Origin of the sequence: Mesorhizobium marinum (assembly GCF_040813675.1) — a bacterium.
GTDB lineage: Bacteria > Pseudomonadota > Alphaproteobacteria > Rhizobiales > Rhizobiaceae > Mesorhizobium_K > Mesorhizobium_K marinum.
Genome location: NZ_JBFOCI010000004.1, coordinates 286,913 through 301,877, shown reverse-complemented (window position 1 = coordinate 301,877; position 14,965 = coordinate 286,913). Strand labels below are relative to the sequence as shown.

13 protein-coding genes are annotated in these 14,965 nt (G+C 67.2%); all 13 read left to right on the top strand.

The genetic code is table 11. The features are described 5' to 3' along the window. Positions 1–166 precede the first annotated feature (166 nt). The 13 genes from ABUE31_RS15200 (at position 167) to ABUE31_RS15140 (ending at position 14,913) form a co-directional block, all read left to right on the top strand. Positions 167–1,477, top strand: coding sequence for an ABC transporter substrate-binding protein (locus tag ABUE31_RS15200; RefSeq protein ID WP_367724506.1), 1,311 nt, complete (start codon positions 167–169; stop codon positions 1,475–1,477). 244 nt (positions 1,478–1,721) lie between these two features. Next, positions 1,722–2,594: a carbohydrate ABC transporter permease gene (locus ABUE31_RS15195; protein WP_367724505.1), complete on the top strand. Its 873-nt coding sequence runs from the start codon at positions 1,722–1,724 to the stop codon at positions 2,592–2,594. A 9-nt stretch (positions 2,595–2,603) separates the two neighbouring features. Then, complete coding sequence (locus tag ABUE31_RS15190) at positions 2,604–3,428, top strand: carbohydrate ABC transporter permease (RefSeq protein ID WP_367724504.1); 825 nt, start codon at positions 2,604–2,606, stop codon at positions 3,426–3,428. A gap of 14 nt (positions 3,429–3,442) precedes the next feature. Further along, complete coding sequence (locus ABUE31_RS15185; RefSeq protein WP_367724502.1) at positions 3,443–4,444, top strand: ABC transporter ATP-binding protein; 1,002 nt, start codon at positions 3,443–3,445, stop codon at positions 4,442–4,444. Beyond that, entirely contained in the window at positions 4,441–5,211 is a 771-nt protein-coding gene (locus ABUE31_RS15180; RefSeq protein ID WP_367724501.1) for an L-iditol 2-dehydrogenase, read from the top strand. Before ABUE31_RS15185 ends, ABUE31_RS15180 begins: the two co-directional genes overlap by 4 nt. Before the next feature lie 4 nt (positions 5,212–5,215). Further along, on the top strand, positions 5,216–6,007 hold the full coding sequence (locus ABUE31_RS15175) for an SDR family NAD(P)-dependent oxidoreductase (RefSeq protein WP_367724500.1): 792 nt from the start codon (positions 5,216–5,218) through the stop codon (positions 6,005–6,007). An 11-nt stretch (positions 6,008–6,018) separates the two neighbouring features. After that, positions 6,019–7,494, top strand: coding sequence for a mannitol dehydrogenase family protein (locus ABUE31_RS15170; protein ID WP_367724499.1), 1,476 nt, complete (start codon positions 6,019–6,021; stop codon positions 7,492–7,494). A gap of 19 nt (positions 7,495–7,513) precedes the next feature. Next, positions 7,514–8,209 (top strand): HAD family hydrolase, encoded by a 696-nt coding sequence (locus ABUE31_RS15165; protein ID WP_367724498.1) that lies wholly within the window; start codon positions 7,514–7,516, stop codon positions 8,207–8,209. Beyond that, the gene (locus ABUE31_RS15160; protein ID WP_367724497.1) at positions 8,209–9,792 is read left to right on the top strand and encodes an FGGY-family carbohydrate kinase; all 1,584 of its coding nucleotides are present in this window, start codon (positions 8,209–8,211) and stop codon (positions 9,790–9,792) included. Before ABUE31_RS15165 ends, ABUE31_RS15160 begins: the two co-directional genes overlap by 1 nt. Before the next feature lie 195 nt (positions 9,793–9,987). Beyond that, positions 9,988–11,385, top strand: a complete 1,398-nt coding sequence (locus ABUE31_RS15155; protein WP_367724496.1) for an MATE family efflux transporter — start codon at positions 9,988–9,990, stop codon at positions 11,383–11,385. 124 nt (positions 11,386–11,509) lie between these two features. Further along, positions 11,510–11,983, top strand: a complete 474-nt coding sequence (locus ABUE31_RS15150; RefSeq protein ID WP_367724495.1) for a hypothetical protein — start codon at positions 11,510–11,512, stop codon at positions 11,981–11,983. A gap of 153 nt (positions 11,984–12,136) precedes the next feature. Further along, positions 12,137–13,441: a nicotinate phosphoribosyltransferase gene (pncB, locus tag ABUE31_RS15145; RefSeq protein ID WP_367724494.1), complete on the top strand. Its 1,305-nt coding sequence runs from the start codon at positions 12,137–12,139 to the stop codon at positions 13,439–13,441. An 86-nt stretch (positions 13,442–13,527) separates the two neighbouring features. Continuing rightward, positions 13,528–14,913: a hypothetical protein gene (locus tag ABUE31_RS15140; protein WP_367724493.1), complete on the top strand. Its 1,386-nt coding sequence runs from the start codon at positions 13,528–13,530 to the stop codon at positions 14,911–14,913. Positions 14,914–14,965 lie beyond the last annotated feature (52 nt).

Genomic DNA, 14,965 nt, shown 5'->3' with positions numbered 1-14,965 from the left:
CGCATCAATGCCCTGCAGGGGGACGCTTCGTACACGCCGCGGCGACGAAGGGGCGGTTCGGTGCTGCGGCGCAACATCGAATCCGGCTTGACAGCTTTGCGGCTTGTGCGAATAAATGCCCATAACCAAGGCAAATGCTCACTTGGTTCCATGGGAGGTATTCTGGATGAAACTCAAGACGCTCATCGTGAGCCTGTGCTCGGCCAGCGCGCTTGCATTCGCCGCGCATGCCGAGACCATCACCATCGCCACCGTCAACAACGGCGACATGATCCGCATGCAGAAGCTGACGGACGACTTCGCCGCCAAGAACCCCGGCATCGAACTGAACTGGGTGACGCTCGAAGAGAACGTGCTGCGCGAGCGGGTGACCACCGACATCGCCACCAAGGGCGGCCAGTACGACGTGATGACCATCGGCACCTACGAGGTCCCGATCTGGGCGAAGCAGCAATGGCTGCTGCCGCTCGACAATCTCGGCGCCGACTACGATGCCGCCGACATCATCCCGGCGATTGCCGGCGGTCTCTCCGCGGACGGCAAGCTCTATGCCGCGCCGTTCTACGGCGAGAGTTCCTTCGTCATGTACCGCAAGGACCTGATGGAGAAGGCCGGGCTGACGATGCCCGACGCGCCGACCTGGGAGTTCATAGGCGAGGCCGCGCGAAAGATGACCGACCGCGCCAACGACATCAACGGCGTCTGCCTGCGCGGCAAGGCCGGCTGGGGCGAGAACATGGCCTTCCTCACCGCCATGTCGAATTCCTTCGGCGCGCGCTGGTTCGACGAGAACTGGCAGCCGCAGTTCGACCAGCCCGAGTGGAAGAACACGCTCGACACCTACGTGAAGCTGATGAACGACGCCGGCCCGTCGGGCGCCTCGTCCAACGGCTTCAACGAGAACCTGGCGCTGTTCCAGCAGGGCAAGTGCGGCATGTGGATCGACGCCACCGTCGCCGCATCCTTCGTCTCCGACCCGAAGAACTCGACCGTCGCCGACAAGGTCGGCTATGCGCTGGCGCCGGACAACGGCCTCGGCAAGCGCGGCAACTGGCTGTGGGCGTGGTCGCTGGCTATCCCGGCCGGCACGCAGAAGGCTGAAGCGGCAGAGAAGTTCGTGTCCTGGGCCACCAACAAGGCCTATCTCGAACTCGTCGCCTCGAAGGAGGGCTGGGCCAACGTTCCTCCCGGAACGCGCACCTCGCTCTACGAGAACCCGGAGTACCAGAAGGCGGCCCCCTTCGCGAAGATGACGCTGGACTCGATCAACTCCGCCGATCCGACCAAGCCGACCGTGAAGCCGGTGCCCTATGTCGGCGTGCAGTTCGTGGCGATCCCCGAGTTCCAGGGCCTCGGGACGACGGTCGGGCAGCTCTTCTCGGCGGCGCTCGCCGGGCAGATGAGCGTCGACGACGCGCTCGCCCAGGCCCAGTCGGTCGCCGTGCGCGAAATGACCAGGGCCGGCTACATCAAGTAGCCCACAACGAAAAGGCATCCTCCCGATGCCTGCCGTCCGGGGCCCCTGTCCCCGGACGGCGATTTCCAGGACAGCATCCTCCTCCCGCGTCGGCGGGTGGAGGCGACCGGCAGACGGTGAGGAACGCAGCCCTGCGGGCCGTTGAGACCGTTCCTCGCCCTTGCCCTCTCCCCGTGGAGCGGGGAGGCGCATGCATCGCAGGCGCCAGTCGGCGCCGGGCGACCCGACCTGAGGGGAGGAGATCATGGCTACTCGACAGACCCGGACGCTGGCGCGCTTCATGATGGCGCCGTCGGTCATGCTGCTGCTGTTCTGGATGATCGTTCCGCTGGCGATGACGCTGTGGTTCTCGTTCCAGAACTACAATCTGCTGAACCCCGGAAACGTCAGTTTCGCCGGTCTGTTCAACTACAAGTTCTTCTACACGGACCCGGCCTTCTTCCAGTCGATCTGGAACACTCTGGTTCTGGTGGTGGGCGTGCTGCTGATCACGGTGGTCGGCGGCATCCTCCTGGCGCTGCTGCTCGACCAGCCGATCTTCGGCCAGGGCATCGTGCGCATCCTGGTCATTTCGCCCTTCTTCGTCATGCCGCCGGTGGCCGCGCTGGTCTGGAAGAACATGATCATGCATCCGGGATACGGCGTGTTCGCCGACATCGCGAAGTTCTTCGGCGCGCAGCCCGTCGACTGGTTCGCCCAGTTTCCGCTGCTGTCGATCGTCATCATCGTGGCGTGGCAGTGGCTGCCTTTCGCCACGCTGATCCTGCTGACCGCGCTGCAGTCGCTCGACGGCGAGCAGAAGGAAGCCGCCGAGATGGATGGCGCCAATTTCGTCAACCGTTTCATCTACCTGACGCTGCCGCATCTGGCCCGCGCCATCACGGTGGTCATCCTGATCCAGACGATCTTCCTGCTTGGCGTCTACGCCGAGATCCTGGTCACCACCAATGGCGGGCCGGGCTACGCCTCCACCAACCTGCCGTTCCTGATCTATCGCACCGCGCTGCTCGGCTACGACGTCGGCGGGGCATCGGCGGGCGGTGTCATCGCAATCGTGCTCGCCAACATCGTCGCCATCTTCCTGATGCGCGCGGTCGGCAAGAACCTGGACCGGTAGGAGGGGACCATGGCACGCGCCGTATCGACACGCAGCAAGGTCGGCTGGACGATCGCCGCCTGGGTGGTCGCGCTGATCATCTTTTTCCCGATCCTCTACACGGTGATCACCTCGCTGAAGAGCGAGCCGGAAGCGATCGCCGGCTTCAACCTCATTCCGTCCTTCACACTCGAGAACTACGTCGAGGTGCAGACCCAGCGCGACTACTTCAGGCCGTTCATGAACTCGGTGATCATCGCGGTCGGCTCCACCATGCTCGGCGTCGTCATCGCCGTGCCGGCCGCCTGGTCAATGGCTTTCTCGCCGACCCACCGCACCAAGGACATCCTGATGTGGATGCTGTCGACGAAGATGATGCCGGCTGCCGCCGTGCTGGTGCCGATCTACCTTCTCTTCCGCGATTTCGGCCTGCTCGACAGCCGCATCGGCCTGACGCTGATGCTGATGCTGATCAACCTGCCGATCGTAGTCTGGATGCTCTACACCTACTTCCGCGAGATACCGGGCGAGATCCTCGAGGCCGCGCGCATGGACGGCGCGACGCTGTGGGGCGAGATCTGGTACGTGCTGACCCCGATGGCGGTGCCGGGCATCGCCTCGACGATGCTGCTCAACATCATCCTTGCATGGAACGAGGCGTTCTGGACGATCCGCCTCACCACCACCAACGCCGCGCCGCTGACCGCGTTCATCGCCTCGTTCTCCAGCCCGCAGGGGCTGTTCTGGGCGAAGCTTTCGGCGGCCTCGACGCTCGCCATCGCGCCGATCCTGATCATGGGCTGGTTCTCCCAGAGACAGCTGGTGCGCGGCCTGACATTCGGCGCAGTTAAGTAGTTCGGGAGGGGAAAATGGGCCAGATAACGCTGAAGAACGTGTCGAAGTCCTTCGGGGCGACGACCATCATCCCCGACATCGACCTCGAGATCGAGGACGGCGAGTTCGTCGTCTTCGTCGGTCCGTCCGGCTGCGGCAAGTCCACGCTGCTGAGACTGATCGCCGGCCTTGAGGACACCAGCGGCGGCACCATCCTGATCGACGGGCGCGACGTGACCGGCGAGGCGCCGGCGAAACGCAAGCTCGCCATGGTGTTCCAGTCCTACGCGCTCTACCCGCATATGACGGTCGCCAGGAACATCGCCTTCCCGCTGAAGATGGCCGGCGAAAGCCCCGACGTGATCGAGAAGAAGGTGGCCGACGCGGCGCGGGTGCTCAACCTGACCAACTATCTGGAGCGGCGGCCCGGCCAGCTCTCGGGCGGCCAGCGCCAGCGCGTCGCCATCGGCCGCGCCATCGTGCGCCAGCCCTCGGCCTTCCTGTTCGACGAGCCGCTGTCGAACCTCGACGCGGCCTTGCGCGGCACGATGCGGCTGGAAATCTCTGAGCTGCACAACCAGCTCAAGACGACCATGATCTACGTCACCCACGACCAGGTCGAGGCGATGACGATGGCCGACAAGATCGTCGTTCTCAATGCCGGCAACATCGAGCAGGTGGGCTCTCCGCTCGAACTCTACCGCTCGCCGCGCAACCTGTTCGTCGCCGGCTTCATAGGCTCGCCGCGCATGAACCTGATCGAGGGGAAGACGGCTGCGGAGCACGGCGCCAAGACGGTCGGCATCAGGCCCGAACATCTTTCGGTCTCGACCACCGAGGGCGCCTGGAAGGCCACGGTGGGCGTCGCCGAACATCTTGGTTCGGACACCTTCCTGCATGTCCATTCGGATGGCGTTGGGCCGCTGACCGTCCGCGCCGATGGCGAGATAGGCGCACACCATGGCGACACCGTCTGGCTGACGCCCGATCCGTCGAAGATCCATCGCTTCGGCGCCGACGGGATCGCGCTGCAATGAGATTGGCGGGCAAGTCGGCGCTGATCACGGGTGCGGCGCGCGGCATCGGCAAGGCCTTTGCCGAGGCCTATGTGCGCGAAGGCGCCACGGTCGCGATCGGCGACATCAATGCCGAGGCCGCCGAAGAGGCCGCGCGCGCGATCGGACCGGCCGCCTACGCGGTGCATCTCGACGTGACCGACCAGGCCTCGATCGACCACGCGATCGAAGCCGTCGAGGCCAGGGCCGGCGGGCTCGACATCGTCGTCAACAATGCGGCGCTGTTCGACGCCGCCCCGATCGTCGAGATCAGCCGTGCCAGCTACGACAGGCTGTTCTCCGTCAACGTAGCGGGCTGCCTGTTCACGCTGCAGGCCGCGGCCCGGTCGATGATCGCGCGGGGGCGGGGCGGCAAGATCATCAACATGGCCAGCCAGGCCGGTCGTCGCGGCGAGGCGCTGGTGGCGGTGTATTGCGCGACCAAGGCGGCGGTCATCTCGCTCACCCAGTCGGCGGGGCTGGACCTCATCAGGCACGGGATCAACGTCAACGCGATCGCGCCGGGCGTCGTCGATGGCGAGCACTGGGACGGCGTCGATGCGCTGTTCGCCCGGTATGAGGGTCTGAAGCCCGGCGAGAAGAAGAAGCAGGTCGGCGCGGCGGTGCCCTACGGCCGCATGGGCACGCCCGCGGACCTGACCGGCATGGCGATCTTTCTGGCGAGTGCGGAAGCCGACTACGTGGTCGCGCAGACCTACAATGTCGACGGTGGAAACTGGATGAGTTGAGGCGATGGATCTCGGTTTGAGGGACAAGGTGGCGGTGATCACCGGCGGCAGCGTCGGCATCGGCCTTGGCGCGGCGAAGGCCTTCGCCCGCGAAGGCGCGCATGTCCTGATCGCCGCGCGCGACCGTGATCGCGTCGAGGCCGAGGCGGCGACAATCGCGCGCGACTTCGGCGTCACGGCGATCGGCCATGCCTGCGACGTCGCGACCGCTGACGGCTGCGCCAGCCTCGTCGACCGGGCGGCCGGCGACTTCGGCGGCTGCGACATTCTCGTCAACAACGCCGGGACCGGTTCCAACGAGACCATCCTCGAGGCCCCCGACGAGAAATGGCAGGCCTATTGGGACCTGCACGTCATGGCCGCCGTCCGGCTCGCCCGCGGGCTGGCGCCGCAGATGAAGGCGCGGGGCGGCGGCGCCATTCTCAACAATGCTTCGATCTGCGCGGCCCAACCGCTCTGGTACGAACCCGTCTATAACGTCACCAAGGCGGCGCTGGTGATGCTGTCCAAGAACCTCGCCAACGAGCTCGTTCCGTTCAACATCCGCGTCAACGCGGTGAACCCGGGCCTGATCCTGACGCCCGACTGGATCAAGACCGCCAGGCAATTGTCGGCGCCGACCGGCGGCGACTGGCAGGGCTACCTGCAGTCGGTGGCCGACGAGCACGCGCCGATAAAGCGCTTCGGCACCGTTGAGGAGCTTGCCGACTTCTTCGTCTTCCTCTGCTCCGAAAGGGCGAGCTACGCGGTCGGCGCGACCTACTTCGTCGACGGCGGCATGCTGCGCACGATCTGAAAGGACAGGCCATGGCCGTTTCGCTTTCGCTCGCAAACCTTGCCAAGCTCCCGCCGGACGTGGCGAGGCCCGGCTACGAACGCAACGCGCTCAAGGCCGGCATCCTGCATTTCGGCGTCGGCAATTTCCACCGCGCCCATCTCCAGGTCTATCTCGACCGGCTGATGAACGGCGGCCGCGATCTCGACTTCGCGGTGCTCGGCGCCGGCGTCACGCCTTATGACCTGAGGATGCGCGACGCGCTGGCCGGGCAGGACTGGCTGACGACCGTGGTGGAACAGTCGGCGGACAGGTCGGCGGCGCGGGTGACCGGCGTGATGACGGGCTTCGTGCCGCCGATGGACGGTCGCGCCATCGTCGCGGCGCTGTCCGATCCCGCCATCCGCATCGTCTCGCTCACCGTCACCGAGGGCGGCTATTTCGTGAACCCGTCGACCGGCCGGTTCGATCCCGGGCACCCGGCGATCGTCGCCGATGCGCGCGACGCTGGCGAACCGAAGACCGTGTTCGGCCTCATCCTTGCCGGCCTGAAGGCGCGCAGGGCCGCCGGCGTCGCGCCCTTTACGGTCATGTCCTGCGACAATGTCCCCCACAACGGCAAGGTCTGCCGCGATGCGGTCGCCGGCCTGGCGGCCGCGCAGGATCCCGCCTTCGCCGACTGGGTTCGCGGCAATGTCGCCTTTCCGAACGCGATGGTTGATCGGATCGCGCCCGCCACTTCGGACCGCGAGCGCGCCATCACGCGCGATGCGTTCGGCATCGAGGACGCATGGCCGGTCTTCTGCGAGGACTTCATCCAGTGGGTGGTCGAGGACGATTTTCCGGCCGGCCGGCCCGCCTTCGAGGAGGTCGGCGCGGAGTTCGTCACCGACGTCACGCCGTGGGAGATGATGAAAATCCGCATCCTCAACGGCGGCCATGCCATCATTGCCTATCCATCCGGGCTTATGGACATCCACTTCGTCCACGAGGGCATGGAGGATCCGCTGGTTCGCGCGTTCCTGCAGAAGGTCGAGCGCGAGGAGGTGATTCCCGTCGTGCCGCCGGTGCCTGGGACCGATCTCGACGGCTACTTCCGCAAGGTCGAGGAGCGTTGCCTGAACCCGAAGATCGGCGACACGATCCGCCGTCTCTGCCTCGACGGCTCGAACCGGCAGCCGAAATTCATCATCCCCACAATCGCCGACAGGCTGAAGGCCGGACACGGCATCGAAGGCCTGGCGCTCGCGTCGGCGCTGTGGTGCCGCTATTGCGCCGGGACTACTGACAGCGGCGCGGTGATCGAGCCCAACGATCCGAATTGGGAGCGCCTGGCGGCGGCCGCCGCCGCGGCCAGGTCCGAACCGTCGGCGTGGCTCGGCATGCGCGACATCTACGGCGATGTCGGCGAAAGTGCCGTCTTCGCAGCGGCCTTCGCGCGCCACCTCGTAGCCTTGTGGGCCGGAGGCGCGCGCGCGACGCTGCAGCGCTACCTCACCGGGGCCTGACGCGGCCTCGCCAAGACGCATGCCGGCCGCACCGAAACTCGTCATCTTCGACTGCGACGGCGTCCTGGTCGATTCGGAGACGATCTCGGTGGGCGTGCTCGCCGAGTTCGTGCGCGCGGCGGGCACGGCGATCGGCGACGGCGACGCCTACCGCCTCTTCCTCGGCCGCAGCGTCGACGCGGTGCGCGCCGCGCTGGTCAGCGACTTCGGCCTCAGGCTCGCCCCGGCGCAATTCGACGCTATCCGCAACGAAACCTATCGGCGTTTCCGAGCCGCGCTGAAGCCCATGCCGGGCGTTGCCGAGGCGCTTGCACGGCTGCCGGCCCGACGCTGCGTGGCGTCGTCGAGCAGCCCGGACCGCGTGCGGCTCGCACTGTCGCTCACGGGCCTGCTGGAAATGCTCCAGCCGCATATATACAGTGCGTCGATGGTAGCGAGAGGCAAGCCGGCGCCCGATCTGTTTCTCCATGCGGCGAAGGAGATGGGCGTGCGGCAGGAGGATTGCGTCGTCGTGGAGGACAGTCCGGCAGGGATCGATGCGGCGAAGCGCGCGGGCATGCGCGTGTTCGCCTTCACCGGCGGCTCGCATGCCGATGCGGCCGGACTGGCAGACGCGCTCGAGGCGCTTCGTCCCGACGCGATGTTTGCCGACATGAGCCTTCTTCCCGGCATGCTGGTCGCGCCGCGCGTGCCGAAGGGTGGGCGCGCCGTTTGATGGACACCTATGTCTGCGCCGTCGATGTCGGGACGGGAAGCGCGCGCGCCGGCGTGTTCGACCGCACCGGAAGGGTCCTCGGCCGCGCCGAACATCCGATCCTGATGCACCGGCCCAGGGCCGACCATGCCGAGCACGATTCCGAAGACATCTGGGCCGCAGTCTGCCATGCCGTGCGCGGCGCTCTCGCCAGGTCGGGTGTCGCTGCGCAGGACATTGCCGGCATATGCTTCGACGCGACGTGCTCGATCGTTGTGCGTGGTCGCGACGGCGGGCAGGTCAGCGTATCGACCACCGGCGAGACGCGCTGGGACACCATCGTCTGGCTGGACCACCGGGCGCTGGCAGAGGCCGACGAATGCACCGCAACCGCTCACCGTGTCATAGACTATCTCGGCGGCGTGATGTCGCCGGAGATGGCTTCGCCCAAGCTGATGTGGCTGAAGCGCCGGCTGCCGGAAAGCTGGCGGCAGGCAGGCGCGATCTTCGACCTCGCGGACTACCTCGCCTGGCGCGCCTCGGGCACGCCGGCCCGCTCGCAGAACACGCTGACCTGCAAGTGGACCTATCTCGCGCACGAGACGTCCGGCTGGCAGCGCGACTTCCTTGCCGCCGTCGGGCTGGACGACCTGCTTGAGCGCGCCGGACTGCCTGACGTTGCCAGTCCGGTCGGCTCCGATCTCGGTACGCTGACGCCGCAAGCCGCGGCCGATCTCGGGTTGACCGAGACGTGCCGCGTCGCGACCGGCGTGATCGACGCCTATGCCGGCGCACTCGGCACGCTCGGCGGCCTGGCGGCTTCCCCGGATGGGCTGAACCGGCACCTGGCGCTGATTGCCGGTACATCGAGCTGCGTCATGGCGATGTCGAGGGAGCAGCGTCCCTTCGTCGGCGGCTGGGGGCCCTATTGGGGCGCCGGGCTGCCCGGCTTCTGGATCGCCGAGGGCGGCCAGTCGGCGACCGGCGCACTGCTCGACCACGTCATCCGCCTGCACGGCGCCGGCGGGGAGCCGACAGCGGCACGGCATCGCGAGATCGCGGACCGCATCATGGCGCTGCGAGCCGAGGAAGGGCTGGATCTCGCCGGGCGGCTGCATGTGCTGCCCGACTTTCACGGCAATCGCTCGCCGCTTGCCGACCCGCATGCGCTCGGCGTCGTTAGCGGGCTCACGCTCGACGCTTCGTTCGACGCGCTGTGCCGGCTGTACTGGCGTACGGCTGTCGCCATCGCGCTTGGCGTCCGCCACATCCTCGATACGCTGAATTCCGGCGGCTTCGTCATCGACACGCTGCACGTCACCGGCGGCCACACCAAGAACCCTCTGCTGATGGAACTCTACGCCGACGCGGTCGGCTGCACCGTGGTCGAGCCGCTCGCCGACGAAGCGGTGCTGACGGGAACGGCAGCCCTTGCCGCGGCCGGAGCCGGCCTCTTCCCCGATGTCGCCAGCGCCTGCGCGGCGATGCGCCAGCCGGTGCGCGAACGCCGGCCCAATCCGGCGGGGGCGGAGCGCTTCGGACGCGACTACCGCGTCTTCCTCGAGATGCACCGCCAGCGGCGGGCCCTGGAGGCGCTGGCCTAGCGCCTACGATCGCCCCAAGGATCGGCCCGCCTGGCCGCACTCCGCTGGCATAGCCGTTGGCCCGGCCCAGCCACTTGCCATTGCCATTCTTATCGGCCAGAAGGCTCGGTTCCGGCGCGGGTTCTTGTGCCGGCTCGAAGCGGTTTCCGGCATCGTTGTTTCGGCCGACGCACCGCGAATGGACAAGGCGAAGACATGTCTGCGATCGACACCGTGGCGACGGTCCCGGAAACGCCATGGCGCGGCGAGATACGCGCAATGCTGCAGCTGGCCTGGCCGATGGTGCTCACAAACCTCGGCCAGACGGCCATGACGGCGACCGACGTGCTGATGATGGGCCGGCTCGGGCCGGATGCGCTCGCCGCGGGATCGCTCGGCGCAAACCTCTACTTCATGCCGATGATCTTCGGGCTTGGCCTGATGACGGCGGCGTCGCCGATGATCGCCACCGAACTCGGGCGCAAGCGCCACTCCGTGCGCGACGTGCGCCGCACTGTCCGGCAGGGCCTATGGCTTTCGGTCATGGTTTCGATCCCGATCTGGCTGTTCCTGTGGCACACCGAGGCGATCCTGGTCGCGATGGGGCAGGAGCCACGGCTGGCGACGCTCGCCGGCAGCTACGTGCGGGCCATGATGTGGGCCAGCATGCCGTTCTACGGCTACCTGGTGCTGCGTTCCTTCATCTCGGCGCTGGAACGGCCGCGCTGGGCGTTGATCATCGTGTTCGGGGCGGTCGGCTTCAACGTGCTCGCCAACTGGTGCCTGATGTTCGGCAATCTCGGCTTCCCGGCGCTCGGCCTGCCGGGCTCCGGCTGGGCCACCACGCTGTCGTCGCTGCTGATGTTCGCCGGAATGGCTGCAGTCGTGATGTTCGAGAGGCGGTTCAGGCGATACCGGCTGTTCGGGCGGTTCTGGCGTCCCGACTGGCCGCGTCTCAAGGCGTTCCTCAAGCTCGGCATGCCGATCGCGGCGCTGCTGCTGTTCGAGGTGTCGATCTTCAACGCGTCCTCCTTCCTGATGGGCCTGATCAGCGCCGCCTCGATCGCCGCCTACGCGATCGCCATCCAGCTTGCATCGCTGTCGTTCATGGTCCCTCTCGGCCTGGCGCAGGCGGTGACGGTGCGCGTCGGCCGGGCGCATGGCGCCGGCGATCTCGACGCCGTGACGCGGGCGGGCTGGACCGCCTATGCGATGGGCGTCGGTTTCATGGCGCTGATGGCGACGGCGATGATCCTGCTGCCCTATCAGCTGATTTCGGCGTTCATCGACCTCGACGCGCCGGCGAACGCCGAAGTGGTCGGGCTGGCGGTAGGCTTCCTCGCAATGGCCGGCCTGTTCCAGGTCGTCGACGGCGCGCAGGCCGTCGCGGGCGGCATGCTTCGCGGCCTCCACGACACCACGGTCCCGATGATCTATGCGCTGATCGGCTACTGGGGCGTCGGCCTGCCGCTCGGCATTGCGCTCGCCTTCCCTGGCGGGCTCGAAGGCACGGGCATCTGGATCGGGCTTTCGGTCGGTCTTGCGGTCGTGGCGGTCCTGATGCTGGTGCGCTGGCTCCGGCGCGACAGGCTCGGCCTGACCCGGGTCCGGTAACCCTGTCGCACGGACGCTCTGGCCTGAGTGTGCGCTCCGCTCTATCTTCGCTGGCGGATGCGCATCCGTGTTGTGGAGCGGACTGATGGGATCGACCTTTTCGAGCATGTGCGCCGGCGCCATGGTGGCGGCGCTCGCCTGTTTCGCTGCCACGCCGGCCGGCGCTGTGCCGGCGATGCCGCAGCGCCTGCCGGATGCCGCCGGGTATTTGCTCCCGGTGGTGAGTTCGACCATCGTGCGGCGCGATGGCGCTCAGGACGGCGGCGGCGCATGGAAGAAGCGCAGGCACCGGCGCAACCATCACGACGGCGAGGGCGCCGGAAGAGGTTATCGGGGCGATAGCCATTCCGCGCGGCGCGGCGATGACAGCCGCGCCAAACTCTATCGGCCGCGGGCCACGCAGAAATTCGCCTATGACGCCTACGGCAACCTGCGCGTCTATGACGGCGACGGCTGGGACGCCGACGACAACCGTCGCGGTCGCCATAGCGCCGAACACAGGCACCGGCAGCCCCGGATCGAGTATCGCGGTCCCGGCTATCGCAAACCCTCCCGCGAGCTCCGCAGGATTCTGACGACCGTCCCGGACCTGCCGTGAAGGCAGACCGCGGCGCATCCGGGCGCGCCTGATCGACGGTCCCGCCGCAACGATCGCCGCAGGGGGGCGACGCAGTCACCCGCGCGCGCAGGAAAAATCGATGTTATAGGCTTTGGGCCGCCGCGGCAGCTTCGCGCGGCAGAGGAGCAGTGAATGGCCAAGACCGATATCGCGCGGCGTGTCTACAACCACACCTGGAAGCTCGACCCGATCGTGCGCAGCCTGCTCGACACGGATTTCTACAAGCTGCTCATGCTGCAGATGATCTGGGGCATGTACCCCAAGGTCGACGCGACCTTCTCGCTGATCAACCGCGCAAAGTCGGTACGCCTTGCCGATGAGATCGACGAACAGGAGCTGCGCGACCAGCTCGACCATGCGCGCACGCTGCGCTTCTCCAAGAAGGAGATGATCTGGCTGGGCGGCAACACCTTCTACGGCCGCAAACAGATATTCGAATCGGAGTTCCTCGCCTGGCTCGAGGATTTCCAGCTGCCCGAATACGAACTCGGCAAGCGAAACGGCCAATACGAGCTCTCCTTCCACGGCCCGTGGATGTACACCACGATGTGGGAGATCCCCGCGCTCGCCATCATCAACGAACTGCGCTCGCGCGCCGCGATGAGGAGCTTCGGCCCGTTCGGGCTCGATGTGCTCTATGCGCGCGCCAAGGCCAAGATGTGGGCCAAGACGGAGCGCCTGCGCGCCCTGCCGGGCATCACCATCTCCGATTTCGGCACGCGGCGCCGGCATTCCTTCCTGTGGCAGCGGTGGTGCGTCGAGGCCCTGAAGGAGGGCATCGGCGAGGCCTTCACCGGAACCTCCAACGTGCTGCTCGCCATGGATACCGATCTCGAGGCGCTCGGCACCAACGCGCACGAATTGCCGATGGTGCTGGCCGCGCTCGCCGACAGCAAGAAGGAACTGCGCGCGGCGCCCTACAAGGTGCTGCAGGACTGGCAGCGCTACTACGGCGGTAACCTGCTGATCGTCCTGCCCGACGCCTTCGGAACGGCCGCCTTCCTGCGCGACGCGCCCGACTGGGTCGCCGGCTGGACCGGCTTTCGCCCCGACAGCGCGCCGCCGATCGAGGGCGGCGAGAAGATCCTTTCCTGGTGGCGCGAGAAGGGCGTCGATCCGCGGCAGAAGTTGCTCATCTTCTCCGACGGGCTGGACGTCGACACCATCATCGAGACCTACCGCCACTTCCGCGGCAAGGTGCGCATGTCGTTCGGCTGGGGCACCAACCTCACCAACGATTTCGAGGATTGCGCGCCGGAAGAGGTGACCGGGCTGAACGCAATCTCGCTGGTGTGCAAGGTGACCGAGGCCAACGGGCGTCCTGCGGTGAAGCTGTCGGACAACCCGGCCAAGGCGACCGGAGATCCCCAGGAGATCGAGCGCTACCTGCGGGTCTTCGGTGCGCAGGATCGCGTCGAACAGCTCGTCAGGGTCTGAGCCTGACGTCCCCCGGGGAAATGGCGCCGGCCTCACGCGTCCGCGTTCCGGTCGCGTCTGCCGGCCGCTCGCGCGGATTGCGCGGCTTGTTCGCAGCGCTGCCGGTTGCCCTTGCCCCGGCCGACGCCCTTGCGCACGCCTCCGACCGCGGTCATGTCCTGCTCCTGCCGACTGGCCACTACATTGTCGGCGGGGCGCTGGCGGTGGCGGCGAGTTTCCTGGCGCTGCTCGTGGTGCGACCGGAAGCGCTCGAGCGCCTGGCCGGATTGCGGTTGCGGACCGGCATTTCGTCCGACCGGTTGCGCATGCCCCTCAGCCTTCTCGGCTTCCTCGTTCTTGCAGTGCTGGTCGCAGCCGGCTTCATGGGCAGCCGCGATCCGCTTTCGAACCCGCTCCCGCTCACCGTCTGGACCCTGCTCTGGGTCGGTCTGACCCTCGTCCAGGGCCTGTTCGGCAACGTCTGGGCCCTGATCAACCCCTGGTACGGCCCTTGGCGCATCGCGGTCATGGTTCTCGGAACGCGGGCGTCGGCTCCCTTCCGGCTCCCGGCATGGGTCGGCATGTGGCCGGCCGTGCTCCTGTTCCTCGCCTTCGCCTGGTTCGAGCTCGTCTATCCGGCGCCCGACGATCCGGCGCGCCTGGCCGGCGTCGTCGGCCTCTACTGGCTTTTCAGCTTCGCGATGATGCTCGCCTTCGGCCATGAAGCCTGGAGCGCGCGCGGCGAGTTCCTTTCGGTCTTCTACGGCATCGTCGCGCGTTTCGGCATCGTCGCCGGATCCTCCGGCGGCGGCCTGTCGATCGGCCTGCCCGGAGCGAAGCTCGCCGACACGCCCGCGCTGTCGCCGAGCGGCGCTCTGTTCATCCTGTTTGCCCTGGCGTCGGTATCCTTCGACGGTCTGTCCAAGACATTCGCCTGGTTCGCTCTCAACGGGCTGAACCCGCTCGAATTTCCGGGTCGCACGGCGCTGATCGGAACCAGCAGCGTCGGCCTCGCTGCCGCTTGCGCCGTTCTGGCTGCCGTTTTCTACGGCTGCGTCCTCGCCGGCGAACGGCTGGTCGCCGGGCGGCATGGCCTCGCCACGGCGGCGGGGACGATGGTTTGGTCGATCGTTCCCATCGCGCTCGCCTATCACTTTTCGCACTACCTGACGGTTCTGCTGGTCAATGGCCAGTATGCGCTGGTGGCGTTTTCCGATCCGTTCTCGCTTGGCTGGAACCTGTTCGGCACCGCCTACATGCCTGTCGCGGCCGCCGTCGTGGCGGGGTCCGAGGCGGCCTGGGTCATCTGGAACGCGCAGGCGGCGGCAATCGTCGGCGGCCACGTGCTCGCGGTCCTTGTCGCGCACATGCTTGCTTTCCGTCTGCATGGCACGGCGCGCGCCGCTGCGCTCAGCCAGTTGCCGCTGACCCTTTTGATGATCGCCTACACAGTCTTCGGCCTCTGGCTCCTGTCCACGCCCACCGCCGCCTGAGGCGTCCGGTGACGCGGCGGCAGCATTGCAGTTGCCAGCTTCCAGGATTGGT

Bases quoted from the DNA above. Each gene is read 5' to 3' on its own strand.
- ABUE31_RS15200 (WP_367724506.1), top strand. From the start codon at position 167: ATGAAACTCAAGACGCTCATCGTGAGCCTGTGCTCGGCCAGCGCGCTT.
- ABUE31_RS15195 (WP_367724505.1), top strand. From the start codon at position 1,722: ATGGCTACTCGACAGACCCGGACGCTGGCGCGCTTCATGATGGCGCCG.
- ABUE31_RS15190 (WP_367724504.1), top strand. From the start codon at position 2,604: ATGGCACGCGCCGTATCGACACGCAGCAAGGTCGGCTGGACGATCGCC.
- ABUE31_RS15185 (WP_367724502.1), top strand. From the start codon at position 3,443: ATGGGCCAGATAACGCTGAAGAACGTGTCGAAGTCCTTCGGGGCGACG.
- ABUE31_RS15180 (WP_367724501.1), top strand. From the start codon at position 4,441: ATGAGATTGGCGGGCAAGTCGGCGCTGATCACGGGTGCGGCGCGCGGC.
- ABUE31_RS15175 (WP_367724500.1), top strand. From the start codon at position 5,216: ATGGATCTCGGTTTGAGGGACAAGGTGGCGGTGATCACCGGCGGCAGC.
- ABUE31_RS15170 (WP_367724499.1), top strand. From the start codon at position 6,019: ATGGCCGTTTCGCTTTCGCTCGCAAACCTTGCCAAGCTCCCGCCGGAC.
- ABUE31_RS15165 (WP_367724498.1), top strand. From the start codon at position 7,514: ATGCCGGCCGCACCGAAACTCGTCATCTTCGACTGCGACGGCGTCCTG.
- ABUE31_RS15160 (WP_367724497.1), top strand. From the start codon at position 8,209: ATGGACACCTATGTCTGCGCCGTCGATGTCGGGACGGGAAGCGCGCGC.
- ABUE31_RS15155 (WP_367724496.1), top strand. From the start codon at position 9,988: ATGTCTGCGATCGACACCGTGGCGACGGTCCCGGAAACGCCATGGCGC.
- pncB (WP_367724494.1), top strand. From the start codon at position 12,137: ATGGCCAAGACCGATATCGCGCGGCGTGTCTACAACCACACCTGGAAG.